Annotated in this window: 13 protein-coding genes and 2 pseudogenes; 5 read left to right on the top strand and 10 right to left on the bottom strand. The window is 65.2% G+C overall.

The window, feature by feature from the left end:
• The 4 genes and pseudogenes from L610_RS10030 to L610_RS10015 all read left to right on the top strand — a co-directional run.
• Positions 1 to 328 (top strand): annotated as a pseudogene (locus L610_RS10030) (hypothetical protein); the annotation flags it as partial.
• Positions 329 to 450: 122 nt separating this feature from the next.
• Entirely contained in the window at positions 451 to 2,445 is a 1,995-nt protein-coding gene (locus L610_RS10025; protein WP_144704679.1) for a hypothetical protein, read from the top strand.
• A gap of 20 nt (positions 2,446 to 2,465) precedes the next feature.
• Positions 2,466 to 4,880 carry a type I secretion system permease/ATPase gene (locus L610_RS10020; RefSeq protein ID WP_246658977.1) on the top strand — a complete coding sequence of 805 codons (2,415 nt, stop codon included), beginning with the start codon at positions 2,466 to 2,468 and terminating at the stop codon, positions 4,878 to 4,880.
• A gap of 10 nt (positions 4,881 to 4,890) precedes the next feature.
• Positions 4,891 to 6,237, top strand: coding sequence for an HlyD family type I secretion periplasmic adaptor subunit (locus tag L610_RS10015; protein WP_024848393.1), 1,347 nt, complete (start codon positions 4,891 to 4,893; stop codon positions 6,235 to 6,237).
• Between the two features lie 7 nt (positions 6,238 to 6,244).
• On the opposite strand, the gene L610_RS10010 is transcribed toward L610_RS10015, so the two are convergent.
• From L610_RS10010 to L610_RS09985, 6 genes and pseudogenes are all read right to left on the bottom strand, one after another.
• Complete coding sequence (locus tag L610_RS10010) at positions 6,245 to 7,006, bottom strand: amino acid ABC transporter ATP-binding protein (protein WP_144704676.1); 762 nt, start codon at positions 7,004 to 7,006, stop codon at positions 6,245 to 6,247.
• A gap of 25 nt (positions 7,007 to 7,031) precedes the next feature.
• The gene (locus tag L610_RS10005) at positions 7,032 to 8,525 is read right to left on the bottom strand and encodes an amino acid ABC transporter permease/ATP-binding protein (RefSeq protein WP_144704673.1); all 1,494 of its coding nucleotides are present in this window, start codon (positions 8,523 to 8,525) and stop codon (positions 7,032 to 7,034) included.
• A 4-nt stretch (positions 8,526 to 8,529) separates the two neighbouring features.
• Positions 8,530 to 8,871 (bottom strand): hypothetical protein, encoded by a 342-nt coding sequence (locus L610_RS20735; protein ID WP_256366546.1) that lies wholly within the window; start codon positions 8,869 to 8,871, stop codon positions 8,530 to 8,532.
• Positions 8,872 to 8,963: 92 nt separating this feature from the next.
• A pseudogene (locus L610_RS20730) lies at positions 8,964 to 9,626 on the bottom strand (hypothetical protein); the annotation flags it as partial.
• 25 nt (positions 9,627 to 9,651) lie between these two features.
• Positions 9,652 to 10,356, bottom strand: coding sequence for an amino acid ABC transporter permease (locus tag L610_RS09990; protein WP_144704663.1), 705 nt, complete (start codon positions 10,354 to 10,356; stop codon positions 9,652 to 9,654).
• 15 nt (positions 10,357 to 10,371) lie between these two features.
• Positions 10,372 to 11,205, bottom strand: coding sequence for an ABC transporter substrate-binding protein (locus L610_RS09985; protein WP_144704660.1), 834 nt, complete (start codon positions 11,203 to 11,205; stop codon positions 10,372 to 10,374).
• Between the two features lie 655 nt (positions 11,206 to 11,860).
• On the opposite strand from L610_RS09985, the gene L610_RS09980 reads away from it, so the two are divergent.
• Positions 11,861 to 13,441 (top strand): tannase/feruloyl esterase family alpha/beta hydrolase, encoded by a 1,581-nt coding sequence (locus tag L610_RS09980; RefSeq protein WP_144704657.1) that lies wholly within the window; start codon positions 11,861 to 11,863, stop codon positions 13,439 to 13,441.
• 42 nt (positions 13,442 to 13,483) lie between these two features.
• Here L610_RS09980 and L610_RS09975 read toward each other — a convergent pair whose 3' ends face one another.
• The 4 genes from L610_RS09975 to L610_RS09960 all read right to left on the bottom strand — a co-directional run bounded on the left by L610_RS09975 (position 13,484) and on the right by L610_RS09960 (position 17,378).
• Positions 13,484 to 14,515: an L-idonate 5-dehydrogenase gene (locus tag L610_RS09975; RefSeq protein ID WP_144704653.1), complete on the bottom strand. Its 1,032-nt coding sequence runs from the start codon at positions 14,513 to 14,515 to the stop codon at positions 13,484 to 13,486.
• A 10-nt stretch (positions 14,516 to 14,525) separates the two neighbouring features.
• Positions 14,526 to 15,806 carry a TRAP transporter large permease gene (locus L610_RS09970; protein ID WP_024848385.1) on the bottom strand — a complete coding sequence of 427 codons (1,281 nt, stop codon included), beginning with the start codon at positions 15,804 to 15,806 and terminating at the stop codon, positions 14,526 to 14,528.
• Between the two features lie 3 nt (positions 15,807 to 15,809).
• Entirely contained in the window at positions 15,810 to 16,316 is a 507-nt protein-coding gene (locus tag L610_RS09965) for a TRAP transporter small permease (protein ID WP_144704650.1), read from the bottom strand.
• Positions 16,317 to 16,400: 84 nt separating this feature from the next.
• Positions 16,401 to 17,378 carry a TRAP transporter substrate-binding protein gene (locus L610_RS09960; protein ID WP_024848383.1) on the bottom strand — a complete coding sequence of 326 codons (978 nt, stop codon included), beginning with the start codon at positions 17,376 to 17,378 and terminating at the stop codon, positions 16,401 to 16,403.
• Positions 17,379 to 17,414: the final 36 nt, after the last annotated feature.

The raw sequence follows: 17,414 nt of genomic DNA, 5'->3' as shown, positions 1-17,414 counted from the left end.
AGCCCTGAGCGGCGCGTGGGCCGACGGCACGGGCGGCGACGGCTTCGCCGGTGATGCCTATGGCGGCGCGGGCGGCAATGGCGGCAATGGCGGCTATGCCTACACCGGTGCCGGCGGCTATGGCGGCGACGGCGGAACGTGGGGCTCCAACAATGGCGATGACGGCTTCGTAACCGGAACCAGCACCGCCTCGGCAGACGGCATCATCAATACCAGCGCCTTCAACCAGGACATCGTGATGGGCGCGAACCTGCAGCAGAACGCGGTCGACATGACCGTGGTCGGCGGCGACCTGACGAGCACCGTCGCAGGCGACGATACCGTCTGATCAGGACTTTTCGCGGTTTAGCCTCTGGCGAAGCCGCTTCCAGTACCGGGCTGCGCGGGTCCCGCGCAGCCCTTCCAGCGAAAGTCGAGTAACCAAACGAGTGATCGGGGAGGTTGCGTATCATGACCGGCATGGACCGGATCTCGGAAGAGATCGCCCACTTCATCGGCATGTTCAACATAACGGTGGAACAGGCGCGCCTGCGCGATGCCTATCATGAGTTCAACCCCCTGCCCGCTGTTCCTTCCAATCCTGAGCTTCCCGAGGCGCCAGCTTCAGATTTCGCCGCGCCGCACACCCTTCTGGGCTACGACCCCGGCATGCGCTACGCCCCGCCTGGCTGGTCGCTCGAAGAGGTGTCCCCGTGGCTGCCGCTGAAGTACAAGTACTTCAAGATGCAGGCCCCCGGGCAATACCCCTTCGGGCATCCGCAAGGGCCGTCCCCGGAACCCGGGAGCGGCATGAACATCAACATCACCCTTCCTGAAATCGATCCCCCCGGCTCCGTCGCCAGCTACATCGTCCAGAACATCTATCTTTCGGACAACGACTACTTCTGCGTTGGCGGCCACGGGCTGAAATTCTCGCCGCAGCCGATCGACAATGGCGACCTCATCAACCTGGCGCTTGAGGCGCTCAGCATTTCCCCGATCGGCAGCCATGAGATGCCGAGTGGCGCGGAGGCGATCAAGGACTTCATCACCAGCGTTGCCGAGGAGCTCGAGAACTATACGCCCGACACGGACGGGCCCGCCGAGATCCACGTCTTCAGCGGTAAGACGCTCGACGGCATCTACGTCAACGGCAAGCTGGTGACGGAAGCGCCGAACATCGACGACTACCACAGCTTCGACCCGGAAGAGGCGGAGGAAGGCTCGCCCGAGCATAAGCCGATCAAGAATGTGAAGATCACCTATGACGGGCACATGCAGATCGAGGCGTCGGTCTCGATTTCGGCTGGCGGCAACACCGTCGTCAACGATGCGGTGCTGACCAACATCTGGACCGGCGGCACGGTGACCGTGGTCGCCGGCGACTATTTTCAGCTCGACGCGGTCATCCAGATCAACGCGATCTGCGACGAGGATACGCTGAGCCCGACGATCACCAACTGGTCGGTGGACGACGCCACCAACCAGTTCTTCAACATCGCGACCTTCAAGCACACCAATCCGCTCGACAACAACGACGGCGCGCACTTGTCCGGCTCGCCGGACTTTCCGTCCTACTGGATCGTCACCGAGATCACCGGCGATCTTCTGATCGTCAACTGGCTCGACCAGTACATCTTCCAGAGCGACAACGACGTCGGCATCGTCTCGTCCTCGGGCGTGACCACCGAGATCATTGCCGGCGACAACCTCGCCGTGAACACCATCTCGATCATGGAGCTGGCCTATGCCTACGACATCATCGTCATCGGCGGCTCGTGGTACGACGCCAACATCATCCAGCAGCTCAACGTCCTCTACGACAACGACCTGATCGGCGCGGTCAACGGCTTCCAGACCACCGGCGAAGGCTCGGTGTCGACGAGCGGCAACCTGTTGTGGAACGAGGCGCTGATCTACAGCGTCTCGGGCGACTATGGCGACATGCCGGCCCATTATCAGGAGCTGGCCGACAACCTTGCCGCGGGCAAGGAGGTGCTTCCCTCCGGCGTGCTCAGCGATCCGGCGCTGGCCGGCAACGAGGCGCTGCGCGTCCTCTACATCGAGGGCGACCTCATCAACCTCAACTACATCAGGCAGACCAGTATCGTCGGCGACAGCGACCAGATCGCGCTGGCGATGAACGAATTCACCCCGCGCGCCGATGCCGAGTGGACCATCACCACCGGCGGCAACGCGCTTCTCAACCACGCCGCGATCGTCGACCTCGACTCGCTCGGCAACATCCATGTCGGCGGCGAGCAGTATTCGCAGGCGATGCTGGTGCAGGCCGAGCTGATCTCCGACAAGCCGGAATTCTGGGCGCAGGATCCCGACGCGCTGGTCAACGAGGCGGTGGCCTTCCTCGACGATTCCATCGACGACGGACCCGATGACATCCCGGCCTACTACCAGCCCGACAATGAGGCGCCTGGCGGCGACGGATTGCAGGCCATGCTCGGCTAGCGAGCCCGGAGGAAACAGCCATGTCCGAGGATCGCACCGACCCGGCAGATCCGGTTCATCACATTGAGCCTTGTGCGGAGGACAATCCGCCTGCTCACGAGCCGGCGCCGCGCCGCCGCCACCTGCACCATGACGTGCGCCAGCTCGCCAGTCTCCTGAAGGCGCGGCAGGCGGCTATCCGTAAATCGTTCCGCAGCATCGACCACGCGGTCGACGAGTGCTTCAAGGCGGCCTCGCTGACGCGCAGGCAGGAGCCGGAAGAGCCGGACGAAGAAGACATCATCGAAGAGGTGATCGCGGAAATCGAAGGCAGAAAACCCTCGAAGGCGGAAACGGCGACGGCGGACAGCGTTCAGGCGGGCGGTACTGCTGACGAGGCGGCGTCCTCCCAGACGCCCGCCGCGGCGGCGAATGCCAGCGAAACTCCATCGGCGGCACAGCCGGAGATAGCCGCGGCGGCTGCACCTTCCGCGGCAGCGGAACCCGTTGGTCCGGTGGAAGCGGCCGGGAACGGGCAGGAGGCTGCAAAAGCCGACATCGAGATGAAAAGCGAGGCGCCGCAGCCTTCGCCGTCGCGCGCGCCGCAAGGTATGAAGACCATCGATGCCGAGGTCGGGCCAATCATGGCCAGCACCCAGCGGCCCGGCGACAATGCGCCGGCCAACAGCGGTGGCGGCGGATCGGGCGGCGGCAAGGGCACCTTCCACAAGCGCCTCGGCCCGATCGACTTCAACGCGAGCCTGCGCGCCGGGCTCGACGCGGTGCGCAAGAACCTGCTGATCGTCATGATCTTCACCGTGGCGTCGAATGCGCTGGTGCTGGCGATCCCGATCTATCTGTTCCAGATATCCGACCGCGTGCTGACCAGCCGCTCGCTCGACACGCTGATCATGCTCACCATCGTCATCGTCGGCGCGGTGATCCTGCAGTCGGTATTCGACGCGGTGCGCCGCTTCATCCTGATGCGCACGGCGGTCGAGGTCGCGGCGCAGCTCGGCGCGCCGATCCTCAGCGCCGCCGCCCGGGCTTCGCTGCACAGCAACGGCCGCGAATACCAGACGCTCGGCGACCTGCAGCAGGTCCGCTCCTTCCTGGTCTCGCGCACGCTGCTGTCGTTCCTCGACGCGCCGATCGCGCCGATCTTCGTCCTCGCCGTGTTCCTGATCCACCCGCATCTCGGCTGGCTGGTCGTGGTGACCGGCCTTGCGCTGCTGGTCATCACGCTGATCAACCAGCGCGCGACGGCGGCGCCCTTCGGCGATGCGAACGTGTTCCAGTCGAAGGCGAACCTTCACCTCGACTCCATGTCGCGCAACTCGCAGATCATCAACGCGCTGGCGATGATCCCCGAAGCCGTGCAGATCTGGGGCAAGGACACCGCCGGCTCGCTCAAGGCGCAGGTTATCGCGCAGGATCGCAACATCATCTTCACCGCGATGTCCAAGGGCGCGCGCCTGCTCTGCCAGGTGGCGATGCTCGGCTGGGGCGCGTATCTCGCCATCGAAGGGCAGATGACCGGCGGCATGGTGATCGCCGCCTCGATCATCGCCGGCCGCGCGCTGGCGCCGATCGAGGGCGCGATCGAAGGCTGGAACCAGTTCATCCAGTCGCGCGCCGCCTATGGCCGCATCACGGCGCTCCTGAAGACTTCGCCGCTCAATTTCGAGCGGCTGCAGCTTCCGCGTCCGGAAGGCCGGCTCGACGTCGAGCGCCTGCTCTACGTGCCGCAGGGCACCAAGCGCGTCGTGCTCAACGGCATCTCCTTCTCGCTGCAGCCGGGCGACTCGCTGGCGATCATCGGCAATTCCGGCGCCGGCAAGACGACGCTCGGCAAGATGCTGGTGGGCTCCATCCTGCCGACCTCGGGCAGCGTGCGCCTCGACCTCATGGACCTGCGCAACTGGGACCAGCGCCAGTTCGGCGAGAACATCGGCTATCTGCCGCAGGACGTGCAGCTCTTCCCCGGCACCATCAAGGCCAACATCGCCCGCATGCGCGAGGACGCGACCGACGAGCAGATCTACGAGGCGGCGATGCTGGCGGACGTGCACGAGATGATCGCGAACCTGCCGCACGGCTACGAGACGATGGTTACCGCCGACGGCTCGCCGCTCTCCGGCGGCCAGAAGCAGCGCATCGCGCTCGCCCGTGCCTTCTTCGGCAATCCGCGCATGGTCATCCTCGACGAGCCGAACTCCAACCTCGACAGCGCGGGTGACGCGGCGCTGATGCGGGCGCTCGCGCACGCCAAGGCCAACAACATCACCGTTGCCACCATCACCCAGCGCCCGTCGCTGCTCGCCTGCGTCGACAAGATCCTGCTTCTCGTCAACGGCACGGTCGCGCTGTTCGGGCGCAGGCAGGACGTGCTCAACGCGCTTGCCTCGCGCGGCATCAGCATCGAGAGCGGCTCGTTCGGCCACCAGCTGCAGTAGGAGACTGCCCATGTCGACCGACATTGCGAAGATCCAGGACCTGCAGTGGTACGGGGAGGTGCCGCGCTCGATCCGCACGCACACGATCTTTGGCCTGGCGCTCTTGGGCCTCAGCTTCGGCGGCTTCGGCGTCTGGGCGGCGACCGCGCCGCTCGTCGCCGCCGTGATCTCGCAAGGCTCGTTCGTCGCCACCGGCCAGAACAAGATCGTCCAGCATTTCGAGGGCGGCATCATCAAGGAACTGATGGTCAACGAAGGCGACCAGGTGACGGAAGGCCAGCCGCTGGTGAAGCTCGACGAGACGGCGGCGCTTGCCAAGGAGCGCGAGCTGTTCCTGCGCCGCATCCGCCTGGAGATCATCTCGGCACGGCTCACCTCGCAGTATCGCGAGGCCGAGGAGATCGAGATCCCCCTCGGCGTCAGGCCCTACATCCAGACCGGCGATCCCGACATCGCGTCGATGTACGAGAGCCAGAAGCTGCACTTCGAGGCCGCGCGCGTGAAGCGCCGCAGCGAGCTGTCGCTGCTGGAGCAGAACGTGAAGTCGCTCGAGTTCCGCATGCAGGGTTATGTGCGGCTGCGCGAGGCGATGATCGAACAGCTCACCCTCCTGCGCGACGAGCACAAGGGCAAGAAGGTCCTGCTCGACAAGGGCCTGTTGCGCGCCACCGAGGTCAACGCGATCCAGCGCGCGATCGCCGAGGCGCAAGGCGAGATCGGCCGGCTCGAGGCGGAGATCGCCGAGACCGGCGCGCAGCTTGCGAAGGCGCAGCAGGAGATCATCGGCACGCAGGACCGCTACAAGGAAGACGCGCTCGACCAGCTGCAGAACATCCAGGGCGAGCTTGAGGTGGTGCGTGAGCAGTCGCGCGAGGCCGAAAGCGTGCTGCGCCGCTCGACCATCCACGCCCCGGTGTCCGGCACGGTGATCCGCCTACACTACCACACGCCGGGCGGCGTCATCGAAAGCGGCAAGGGCATCATGGAAATCCTGCCGGCGGGCGTGCCGCTGATCATCGAGGCGCACATTCCACGCAACGACATCGACAGCGTGTCGACCGGCCAGAAGGCGACGGTGCGGCTCACCGCCCTCAACCAGCGCACGACGCCGGTGCTTGAAGGCGAGGTGTTCTATGTCTCGGCCGATGCGCTGCAGGACGAGCGCGCCAACGGCCCCGGCGAAGTCTATGTCGCGCGCATCAGCCTGCCGGGCGAGGAACTGTCAAAAATCCCCGGCTTCTCGCCGATGCCCGGCATGCCGGCGGAGATCATGATCCAGACCGCCGAGCGCACCTTCTTCAGCTACCTCGTCAAGCCGATCACCGACAGCATGTCGCGGGCCTTTACGGAGAAGTAGCCCATCCTCACGCCGCGTGGTCGAGGATCTCGGCGAGGAATTTCTTCGCGCGATCGCTGGCCGGATTGCTGAAGAAGCTGTCCGGCGCCGCTTCCTCGACGTTCTGACCCTTGTCCATGAAGACGATGCGGTCGGCAACGCGGCGGGCAAATCCCATCTCGTGGGTGACGACCAGCATGGTGATGCCTTCGGAGGCAAGGTTCACCATCACGTCCAGCACCTCGCCGACCATCTCGGGATCGAGCGCCGAGGTCGGCTCGTCGAATAGAAGCACTTCCGGGCGCATGCACAGCGCGCGGGCGATGGCGACGCGCTGCTGCTGGCCGCCCGAAAGCTGGCCGGGATACTTGCTCGCCTGTTCGAGGATGCGGACCTTGTCGAGGTATTTCCGCGCCGTCTCTTCCGCCTCCGCCTTCGGCACCTTGTGCGTCAGCATCGGCGCCATCGTGCAGTTTTCCAGCACCGACAGGTGCGGGAACAGGTTGAAGTGCTGGAACACCATGCCGACCTTGCGGCGCATCTGGTAGGTCTGCGAGCGCTTGTGGCCGAGCTCGGTGCCGAGCACGACGACGCGGCCGCGGTCGTGGCTTTCAAGCTGGTTGATGCAGCGGATCAGCGTCGACTTGCCGGAGCCCGACGGGCCGCAGATGACGATCTTCTCGCCCTTCTTCACGGACAGGCTGATGTTTTTGAGCACCTCGAAACTGCCGTAGGACTTCGACAGGCCCTCGATCTCGATGGCGGTGAGGTGTGCGTTCTGGGAGTTCATGTCAGGCTCCTCGGCGTCGCCAATCTTAAGACCGGGCGATGAAGGCGCGGAAGTAATCCGGCGCCCTGTCGCTGAAGGCTTCTTCGCGCGGCAGATCCATCAGCAGGCGGCCACGCTCCATGTAGACGATGCGGTCGGCAATGCGGCTGGCAAAGCCGATCTCGTGCGTGACGATCACCATGGTCATGCCGCGGCCTGCAAGGTCGGCCATCACGGCAAGCACGCCGCCGATCGATTCCGGATCGAGCGCCGAAGTCGGCTCGTCGAACAGAAGCGCGTCGGGGTTCATGGCGAGCGCGCGGGCAATCGCGACGCGCTGGCGCTGGCCGCCCGAAAGCTCGATCGGATAGGAATTCGCCTTGTCGGCGAGGCCAACCTTGGCGAGCAGTTCGTCGGCGGTGCGGTTTGCTTCAGCCTTCGCCACGCCAAGCAGCTTGCGGGGACCGAAGGAGACATTGCCGCGCGCCGTCATGGTCGGGAACAGCGCAAAGCTCTGGAACACCATGCCGAGGCGGCGGCGGCGCTTGTCCAGTTCGCGCTCGGAGCGGCGAATGCGTGCTGAGGCATCCTTCCACGGCAGGCTCTCGCCGTTGATCAGAACGTCGCCGGTGTCGGCCGGCTCGATCCAGTTGAGCGCGCGCAGAAGCGTGCTCTTGCCCGAGCCGGACGGACCGAGGATGACGACCACCTCGCCCTTGCCGATGGCGAGCGAGACATTGTCGAGGCCCTTCACCGGACCGAAGCTGCGGTTCAGGTTCTTCGCGACGATCACCGGCTCGCGGACGGACGGCGCATCCGGAGCGGGCACGGCGCGCACGACCTCGCGCTCGACAATGGGGGGCGGGGCGGTGACGGCGCTCGACGTCTTCAGCGCCACTGCCTTTTCGATGCGGCCCTGGATGACGTTCCAGATCGTAAGGATGACGAGGTACCAGATCGCGGCGACGAGATAGACTTCCAGCGCGCGCGTGGTCGACTGGGCCAGCTGCTGCGAGACGCGCAGCAGTTCGGCGAACGAGATCGCCGACAAGAGCGACGTCGCCTTGATCATATAGCTGAAATTGTTGCCGAGCGGCGGGATGATCGCCCGCATCGCCTGCGGCAGCACCACCTTGCGGAAGATCTGCGACGGGTAGAGGCCGAGCGCAAGCCCGGCCTCGCGCTGGTCGCGCGAGACGGCCATCAGGCCGCCGCGCACGATGTCGGCCATGCGCGCGCCCTCATTGAGGCCCATCGCCAGCAGGCCCGTTGCCACCAGGCTGAGCGTGATGCCCATCTGCGGCAGGGCCGAGTAGAAGAAGAGGATCTGGGCGAGAAGGGGCGTGCCCTTGAACACCCAGATGTAAACCAGCGCCGGCCAGCGCAAAACCTTCGGCGCGGCGAGCATTCCCGCCAGCACGAAGCCAAGGATCGTGCCCACGGCCTGGGCGACAACCGCCACCCACACCGTAACCCATGCAGCCTTCAGCAGCAGAGGCGACTGCAGGATGCTGAGGAATACGTCCGCGTCGAAGGCCACGAAATCAGCCCTTTCGTGTCACAGGCAGGTAGCCCGGCTTTGCCGTGCGCGACTTGTCGACGACATAGCGGGAAGCTGCGCGCTCGGTGCCGCCGGTCGGCAGGTCGAGCGGCGACAGAAGGCCCGGCGCTGCGTCGGCGACCGGGACGATCGTGTTGGCGACGATGTTGGCCGCGCCGAACAGCGACTGCATGGCCGGCTTGATCGACATCTTCACCGGCATCGCGCCTTCGATCTCGATGCGGTCTTCCTCAACGAGATTGAATTTTTCCGGCTGGTAGTACATCGCCAGCGACGTGCGCATGACTTCCTGGCCCTTGCACAGCGCGCGGGCGCGCTGGGTGATGCCGATGACGCGGCCGGGGGGCAGGATGCCGGGGTCGGATCGCCGCTGTCGACGTCGAAGTCGGCGGTCTCGAGGTCCCAGGCCTCGGTGATCTCGTCGATCTCGAGGTTGAGGTAGTCGGCAAGACGGGTCAGCGACTCCGGCGCGCCCATATGGCCTTCGACGCGTCCGTCTTCGATGCGCTTGTTGAACTCCTCGGGCGTCAGGCCATAGCCGACATGCTCGATGTCGCCGGGGCCGGTGCCGGTGACGTCGATGCAGCGGTAGATCTCGACATGGGTAACGGCGCTGGTGCCGCGCGCGAGGATCAGCGGCAGAACGTCATAGGAGAAGCCGGGGTTGATGCCGGTGCCGGTGATCGAAACGCCGTTCGCCTTCGCGGCTGCGTCGAGCTCGGCGGTGAACTCCGCATAGCGCAGGCCCGGATAGAACATCGACTCGGCGGCCGAGACGACGTTGAGGCCGGCGTTGAGCGCGGCGAGCAGCTGCTCCTTGATGAGGTGCGGCTTGGACTCGGTCATGTGGACCAGAACGTCCGGCTTGGCAGCAAGACCCGCCAGCGCGCTGTCGAGGTCGGCCGCGATCTTGACGCCGCCGAAACGCGCAAAGCCGGTCACCTCGGCGAGGGTCTTGCCCGTCTTGGCCGCATCGTTGTCGACCGCGGCGACGATCTCGATGCCCGGATAGTCGTTCTCGAGCACGCGCAGCAAGCGGCCGCCCATGGCTCCGACGCCGAAAAGAATTACGGTTTTCATGAAAGTCTCCGCGATGGTCGCTGGTTCAGGTCGTCTTCCCCGCCGGGTCGGCGGTGAGATTGCGTTTGACGCTGCCGGTGGCGGCGTAGCGCTCGAGCTGGCGCTGCACGACGATCCATGCGGAATACATCAGCAGGTACCAGACGGCGGCCACGGCGTAGAGCTCGATGACAGCGTAGGTTTCGTTGATGGCAAGGCGGGTGACGCGCAAAAGCTCGCCGAACGAGATCACCGACAGGATCGAGGTCGTGCGCATCATCGACGAAAATTCGTTGCCGAAGGCAGGCAGTATCAGCCGGATCGACTGCGGCAGCATCACGTGCAGCATGGCGCCGAGCCAGCTCATGCCCATGGCGCGGGCGGCCTGCATCTGGTCCGACGGCACGCTCTGCAGTGCGCCGCGGATGATCTCCGACATGTAGGCGCCGGAATAGCAGCCAAGGCCGATAAGGCCTGCCTCCAGCACGCCGAGGCGAATGCCGAGCTGCGGCAGGCCGAAATACAGCAGGAAAAGCTGCACCAGCGGCGGCGTTCCTCGCCAGAGCCAGACCCACGCGGCCGAGAAGGCGCGAAGCACGCGAAAGCGCGACAGCGCGCACAGGGCCAGACCCAGGCCGATCACCGTGCCGATCGCCTGCGCGGCGATCGCAACCAGCAGGGTGACGCCAGCCACGGTCGCAAACCGTGGCTGCACCAGATAGTGGAGGAATGTCTCTAGCGAGAAATGCATCGATGCCGCTTAGGCTCAGTTCGGGTTGAGGACGAAGGAGTCGACCGGGGCAACGCCCCACTTCTCGATGATCTGCAGGTAGGTGCCGTCAGCCTTCATCTCCTCGAGCGCCTTCACGATCATCCCGGCGAGCTCGACATTGTCCTTCATCGTGGTGATGGCGAGCTTGTTGGCCGCGTTGCCGGTGAAGGCCATCTCGAACGGCGCATTGCTGGTCTTGATGTAGTAGGCGGCCTGCGGGGCGTTCAGGTAAGCGGCGTCGACCTGGCCGGCGACGGCGGCCTGAATTGCCTCGGAGTTGGAGTCGAAGGCGCGGATGTCGATGGCGGCAAGGCCAGCGGCGACCATGCGCTCGCTCTGGGCGACGAGGTTCTTGTTGGTGGTGCCGCCAGCGGCGACCGACACGGCCTTGCCGGCAAGGCCGTCGAAGCAGGCCTCATAGGATTCGGGCACGCCGATCTTCGCCTCGCAGGAGATGCCGGCCGGGTTGCCATTCGGCACCATCAGGCCCTCGCCCCACTGCACGTAGGAGATCATGTTCATGATCTGCAGGCGCTCGGGGTTGATGAAGATCGCGGTGCAGAGGCTGTCGAAACGCCCGGCCTGCAGGCCCGGAACGAGGCCGGGGAAGGCGAGGTTGGTCCACTCGACCTCGAGGTTGAGGCGCTTGCCGATCTCGCCGCACATGTCGACGTTGAGGCCGTCCATCGTGCCGTCGGTGCGGATGAACTGGTTGGGCGCGGCGGCAAAGTCAGCTGCGAAGCCGATCTTGCCTTCGCTCATCAGCGGGCCGGCCATTGCCGACGTGCTCATCAGCGCAGCGAGCGCGCCGGTCAAAATCATCTTCATGTTATTCCCCTTGTTATTCAAAGCTTCAGGTATCGCCGCGTCCCGATACGGGCCGCGGAATCTTTTGGTCAGCGCTGGACGGAGTTGGACGGCACTGCGTGGGCATCAGGCCGGATGCGCCTGGCCGCTCGCCTGCACGGAAATCTCAGGACCCGCCGCCGGAAGCCAGCGCGTCGCGCGGCGCGCAACCGGCGAAGTCACTGGTGCTGGCGCGCACGCCCGGCAGGCTGGTGCGGTTCGTCAGGTCAAATGCTCTTCGCCCAGTCGCGGCAGCGGCTTCGGCGGAGGCTGCGGGTTCTGTCCCGGATTCTCCATTCGTGCCCCTCGTTCTCGTCCACGCTCTTGTGTCTCGGCGTGTTATATATTCCATGTGATATCTTACAGTGCATTTTGTCAAGCATGGCAGTTCGGCGGCGAAGCATGACGCAGCGTTATCGGGGCAGCAAAGCTGGGGATGGTGCAGAGGGGCGCCGCGAGCGGCACATCATGAGAGCAGATCAATCCGGGCTCGCAAACGGCCGACTCAGCGCAGGTGTGGATCACTTGTCCGTCTGTTGAACATGTTATTTATCAGTCCTATCCTTCTCTTTCCGGCAGTGCCGGTTGAGTCGATCCCCGTGGAGGCGGGGCGACGGAGGGAAAGGGAGAGTGATTGATGAAAGCGCGTTATGTGACGCTGCTCGGGGTCCTCATGGCTGGGACCGCGTTTCCGGCCGCGGCGGAGGTTGCGTGCGAGGCACTGCCGTCGGCCACGCTCGACGGCGTGAAGGTCGTGTCGGCCTCGCTCAATGAGGCAAGTGAGGCGGCGCCCGCCCATTGCGAGGTGATGGCCGAAGTGCCGCCGAAGACAACCGATGGCTGGCCGATCAAGATGCGTGTGGTGCTTCCCGTCGAGTGGAACGGCAAGTCGGTGCAGTTCGGCGGCGGCGGCTTCAACGGCGTGATCCCGCCGCAGGTGGGCGGGCGCTGGCAGACCGAGCAGGCGGCAAAGGAATTTCCACACAAGGGCTATGCGACCTTCTCGGGCGATTCCGGCCACGATGCGAGCGACCTGCCCTACGGGCCTGATCTCGACCCGCGCCGCGCCTCGTTCGCGCTCAACAAGGAGGCCTTCGAGCGCTACGCCCGCTATTCGGTCAACGAGACCTATGTCGCGGCGATGAAGATCATCGAAACGCACTATGGCTCGGCGCCCAAGCTGAAATATTTCGTCGGCTTCTCGCAGGGCGGCAAGGAGGCGATGGTCGCCGCGCAGGACCATCCGCAGGACTATGACGGCATCCTGGTCGGCGATCCGGTCGCGGCGCTCACCGGCCTCAAGATGGCGCACCTGCAGTCGTCGACTGGTTTCTACAAGAATGGCGGCGCCGGCTGGGTCTCGCCCGAACTTGCCGAGGTGGTGACGAAGGAAGTCTACCGCCAGTGCGATCCGCTCGACGGGCTGGAGGACAACTGGATCGCCAATTTCGAGGGCTGCCAGCCGGACCTGTCGACGCTCTTGTGCACGGACGACAAAAAAGAAGGCTGCCTCACCGAGGCGCAGCTCGAAGCTGTTAATAATGTCGCCCGGCCAGTGAAGCTCGACTATGAGCTCTCCAACGGCCTGACGGGGCATGCCGGCTATCCGTGGGGCAACGTCTCGTGGCACGGCAGCTTCGCTGGCTCGCGGCCGCAGCCGTCGGTGCCGGCGCCCAACAATGGCGGCAATGACAGTTACGTCTACAGCCTCGGCGACGGCTACCACCGCTTCATGATCCGGCAGGACGTCAACGCCAACTCGCTCGATTTCGACCCCAACGATCCGGCGCTGCGCGATCGCATCCTCGAGGTGTCGAAGATCCTTGATGCGACCAACCCTGACCTGTCGGCGCTCGCGGATAAGGGCGCGAAGATGATCCTCTATGCGGGCGGTGCCTCGGAAGTGCCGCCGGCCGAGGTTGCCGCCTATTGGAAGCGCGTTAACGAGAAGCTCGGCAAGGACAAGGTCGACAGCTTCGCCCGCTTCTACATCTTCCCGTCGATCAACCATGCGGGCGTCGGGCCGGAAGGCATGCCGAACCAGTCCGACCTGTTCAGCGCGCTGGAAAAGTGGGTCGAGAATGGCGAGGCGCCGGGCGAGCTCGTCAACCAGTCGAAGAGCGGCGAGGTCACCCGCCCGCTCTGCCTCTACCCGACCTGGCCGCAATACCAGTCGGGCGACGTCAACGCGGCCTCGAGCTTCAAATGCGTTGAATAAGTGAGCTTTGGCCGGGGCGGGCTGCCTGCCCCGGCCGATTCTTTACGCGGCAGTTTCCGCAAATGTGAGCTGCACCTTGACGGCGCGGGAGCGGTCGCCGGCGATCTCGAAGGCGGCGAGCGCATCTTCGAGCGGATAGCTCGCCGTGATGATCGGCTTCACGTCGATCGCGCCGCTGTCGATCAGCCGAACTGCCTCGCCAAACTCCGCGTCGAAGCGGTGCGAGCCGATCAGGTTGATCTCCTTGCCGACCAGCATGTTGACGGGTACCGGCAGGTCTCCGGCCACGCCAAGCTGAACGATCGTGCCTTGCGGGCGCACGCATTCGATTGCCGTGTGCACCGCGGGTGCCGCCGCCGAACATTCGAAAGCCAGGTCGAACTGGCCCTTTTCGGCCTTGTACCGATCGAGGAGGTCGGGGTTGGCCGCGACATTGACGGTCGTGGTCGCGCCCATGCGCGAGGCGATTGCGAGCGCTGCGTCCTGCAGGTCGGTGACGACGATCTCGGCAGCCCCCGCATGCGCGGCGGCTGGCCCGGCGCCGGTCACCAGCACGCTCTTGCCCGACAGGTCGCCGGCGCGGCTGCGGGCATGCAGGCAAACGGCAAACGGCTCGGCGACCGCGGCTTCCGCCAGGCTCGTCCGCGGCCCGATCCTTTCGCACTGAAAGTCTTGCGCGACCAGGAGATCGCGAAACCCGCCCTGCTCGTGCGGGAAGCGCAGCGCGGAGCCGAAGAAGCGCATGTTGAGGCAATGCTGGCGCAGCCCCTCGCGGCAGAAGCGGCAGTCGTTGCAGGGCCGCGACGGGTTTACCGCTACGCGGTCGCCCGGGAAGACGCGATCGACGCCCTCCCCCACCGCCTGCACCGTGCCGGCGATCTCGTGGCCCAAAATGATCGGCTCGCGCACCCGGATCGGCCCGAAGCCGCCGTCCTGGAAATAGTGAAGGTCCGAGCCGCAGATCCCCCCTGCCCCGATCGCGACCAGCACCTCGCCGGGCCCCGGCGCGGCCACGTCCATTTCCTCGACGCGCAGCTCGCGTTGGCCATAGAGCCTGCAGACACGGGTCTTCATCGGCTCCTCCTTAGTTTCCCATCAGCGTCGTCGGCAGCCATGTGGCGAAGGGCGGATAGTAGGATACCAGCAACAGCACGATGATGTTGGAAATCAGGAACGGGAGTACCGCCCGGATCACCGGCATCAGCGGAATGCGCGCGATATTGGCCGCCACGAACAGGCACACGCCGATCGGCGGCGTGCACAGGCCGATCATCAGGTTCAGCACCGCGAAGGTCGCGAAATGAAGCGGGTCGATGCCGACGCTGGTCGCCAGCGTCAGCAGCGGCACGAACAGGATTATGAGCGCCGCAATCGTCTCCATGAACATGCCGACGATGAGCAGCAGGCAGTTGACGAGCAGGATGACGAGGTACTTGTTGTCGGTGACCGACAGCACCGCGTTCACCAGCATCTGCGGGATGCGCTCGGAGGCAAGGATCGAGCCGAACACGTTGGCAAAGCCGACGAGGGCGAGGATGCCGGCGGACGAGACCGCGCTGTTGACGATGATTTTCGGCACGGCGCGGATCGGCAGTTCGCGGTAGACGAAGGCGCCGACGATGAAGGCGTAGATGCAGGCGACGATCGCGGTCTCGGTGGGTGTGGCGATGCCCGACATCAGGCCGCCGATGATGAGGCCAATCATGGCGAGCGCCCAGAAGGCGGAGAAGAACGAGGCGATCAGCTCGCTTACCCCCTGCCAGGGCTGACGCGGATAGTTGCGGCGCACGGCGAGCACATAGCAGGTGATGCCCATGCCGATGCCCATCAGCACGCCGGGCACGGCACCGGCGAGAAACAGCTGGCCGACCGACATGCCGGAGAGCGCGCCGACGATGATCATCGGCACGCTCGGCGGGATCATAGGCCCGACGGTCGATGAGGCGGCGGTGATGGCGGCGGAGAAGTCGGCCGGATAGCCCGACTTCTTCATGCCGGGGATCATCACCGAGCCGGTGGCGGCGACGTCGGCGACGGCGGTGCCGGAAATGCCGCCGAACATCATCGAGTCGGCGACGTTCGCCATGGCGAGCCCGCCGCGCATCCAGCCGACCAGCGCATTGGCGAAGCGGATGATGCGCTCGGTGACACCGCCGAAATTCATCAGGTTACCGGCGAGAATGAAGCCGGGAATGCACAGGAGCACGAAGACGTCCATGCCCGCATACATGCGCTGCGGGATGATGACGACCGGCAGGCCCGCGGCGAGGATGTAGGCAAGCGACGACAGCCCCAGGCACACCGCGACCGGCGCGCCGAGCGCGAGGGTGGCAGCGAAGGTGACGACGAGAAGGAAGAGATCCATCGGTTAGTTTTCCTCCGTCGGCCGAGGGCGGCCGTCATCAAGACCGGCAAGCATGCCGATGACGCGGGTCATGGCGAACAGGAACAGCAGGATCGCCAGGACGAGAACGCTGGCGTGGATGTAGTCCATCGACCAGCGCAGGCTGGGCGAGCGTTGCATGGCGCCAATCGCGGTGAAGCGCCAGGCGGGTAAGACCATCACGGCACCCATCACTGCCGTGAGGATGTTGGCAAAGAGCCGCATCCACCACGATGTGCGCTCCGACAAGGATTCCTGCAACAGGTCCACATTGACGAACTCGCCCGTCAGCAGCGACAGGCCGACGCCGAAGGCGGTCATGTAGAGCAGCAGGTAGCGGGAGGCCTCCTCGGTCCAGACCGGCGAGTGGAAGCCGAAGCTGCGCGTCACGATCTGGATCGTCACGACGACGATCAGCAGCGAAAACGCGAGCCCGACGCCGAGCCGGCTGAGCGAAGAGATGAGCCTGGTAAACAAGGCCAGTGCGCGCATGGCAGGTGGTGCCCTTCATCGCTGGCGCGGCGCAGCACGGGCTGCGCCGCCGCAGGTTTCAGCTGGAGCGGTTTTGTGCCGCCGTCAGCGGTTGAAGATTTCCTCGACGATCGGGCGCAGCTCCTCGGAGACGCTGTCGATCACCGGCTGGCGCGCGGCATCGGCGAAGGCCATCTGGTCGACCTCGACGAAGGTCATGCCCTTCTTTTCGAGGTCGGCGCGGATTGCGTCCTCATCCTGCAGGAACTGCTGGCGCTCGAATTCCTGCGCGCGCTTGGCCGCCTCCATCACGTGGCCCTTGTCCTCCTCGGACAGCTTCTGCCAGACCTGCTCGGCGATGGTGAGGTAGATCCATGAGCGGACGTGCTCGGTGAGGTTCACGTGGCTCTGCACCTCGTTGAACGAGGCCGACTGGATCAGCGCCAGCGGGTTCTCCTGGCCCTCGATGGTGCCGTTCTGCAGGGCGGTGAACACTTCCGAGAACGCCATCGGCGTCGGCTGCGCGCCGAGCGCGGTCCACACGTCGACAAACAGCGGCACGTTCGGTACGCGCATGCGCAGGCGGTTGAGCTCAGCCGGCGACGTGATCGCGCGATTGGACGTCAGGTTGCGCGGGCCACGGGCGAAGTAGGCGATCGGGCGAACCTGCGCCTTTTCAATGATCTCGGCCTCGATCTTCTTGCCGAGCTCTCCTCCGGCGATCGCGTCCATGTCCTCGAGCGACTTGTAGGCGTAGGGCAGCGCCAGCAGCGCTGCCATCGGCGCCCAGTTCTGCAGGCTCTCGCCGGTGATCGTCATTTCGACGGTGCCGAGCTGCATGCCGTTGATGAGGTCCATCTCGCGGCCGAGCGAGTCGTTGGGATAGACCTCGACAGCGATGCGGCCATTGGTGAGGGTCTTCAGCTCCTCGCCGAACTTGAGCGAGGCCTTGTGCCAGGAGTTCTGCTCGTTGGCGAGGTGGCCGAGCTTGAGCGTCAGCTCCTGTGCCATCGCCTGGCCCGCGAGCATCAGGCCGGCGACGCCGGCGATCATCACTTTCGTCAGTCTGCTGAAGTGTCGCATTACCTTTCCTCCCTGGGGTTGTGACATTTCAGGTTT

Origin of the sequence: Aminobacter sp. J44 (assembly GCF_007829415.1) — a bacterium.
Classification (GTDB): Bacteria; Pseudomonadota; Alphaproteobacteria; order Rhizobiales; family Rhizobiaceae; genus Aerobium.
This window is presented reverse-complemented; position numbering and strand designations above follow the sequence as displayed.

Bases quoted from the DNA above. Each gene is read 5' to 3' on its own strand.
- L610_RS10025 (WP_144704679.1), top strand. From the start codon at position 451: ATGACCGGCATGGACCGGATCTCGGAAGAGATCGCCCACTTCATCGGC.
- L610_RS10020 (WP_246658977.1), top strand. From the start codon at position 2,466: ATGTCCGAGGATCGCACCGACCCGGCAGATCCGGTTCATCACATTGAG.
- L610_RS10015 (WP_024848393.1), top strand. From the start codon at position 4,891: ATGTCGACCGACATTGCGAAGATCCAGGACCTGCAGTGGTACGGGGAG.
- L610_RS10010 (WP_144704676.1), bottom strand. From the start codon at position 7,006: ATGAACTCCCAGAACGCACACCTCACCGCCATCGAGATCGAGGGCCTG.
- L610_RS09990 (WP_144704663.1), bottom strand. From the start codon at position 10,356: ATGCATTTCTCGCTAGAGACATTCCTCCACTATCTGGTGCAGCCACGG.
- L610_RS09985 (WP_144704660.1), bottom strand. From the start codon at position 11,205: ATGAAGATGATTTTGACCGGCGCGCTCGCTGCGCTGATGAGCACGTCG.
- L610_RS09980 (WP_144704657.1), top strand. From the start codon at position 11,861: ATGAAAGCGCGTTATGTGACGCTGCTCGGGGTCCTCATGGCTGGGACC.
- L610_RS09975 (WP_144704653.1), bottom strand. From the start codon at position 14,515: ATGAAGACCCGTGTCTGCAGGCTCTATGGCCAACGCGAGCTGCGCGTC.
- L610_RS09970 (WP_024848385.1), bottom strand. From the start codon at position 15,806: ATGGATCTCTTCCTTCTCGTCGTCACCTTCGCTGCCACCCTCGCGCTC.
- L610_RS09965 (WP_144704650.1), bottom strand. From the start codon at position 16,316: ATGCGCGCACTGGCCTTGTTTACCAGGCTCATCTCTTCGCTCAGCCGG.
- L610_RS09960 (WP_024848383.1), bottom strand. From the start codon at position 17,378: ATGCGACACTTCAGCAGACTGACGAAAGTGATGATCGCCGGCGTCGCC.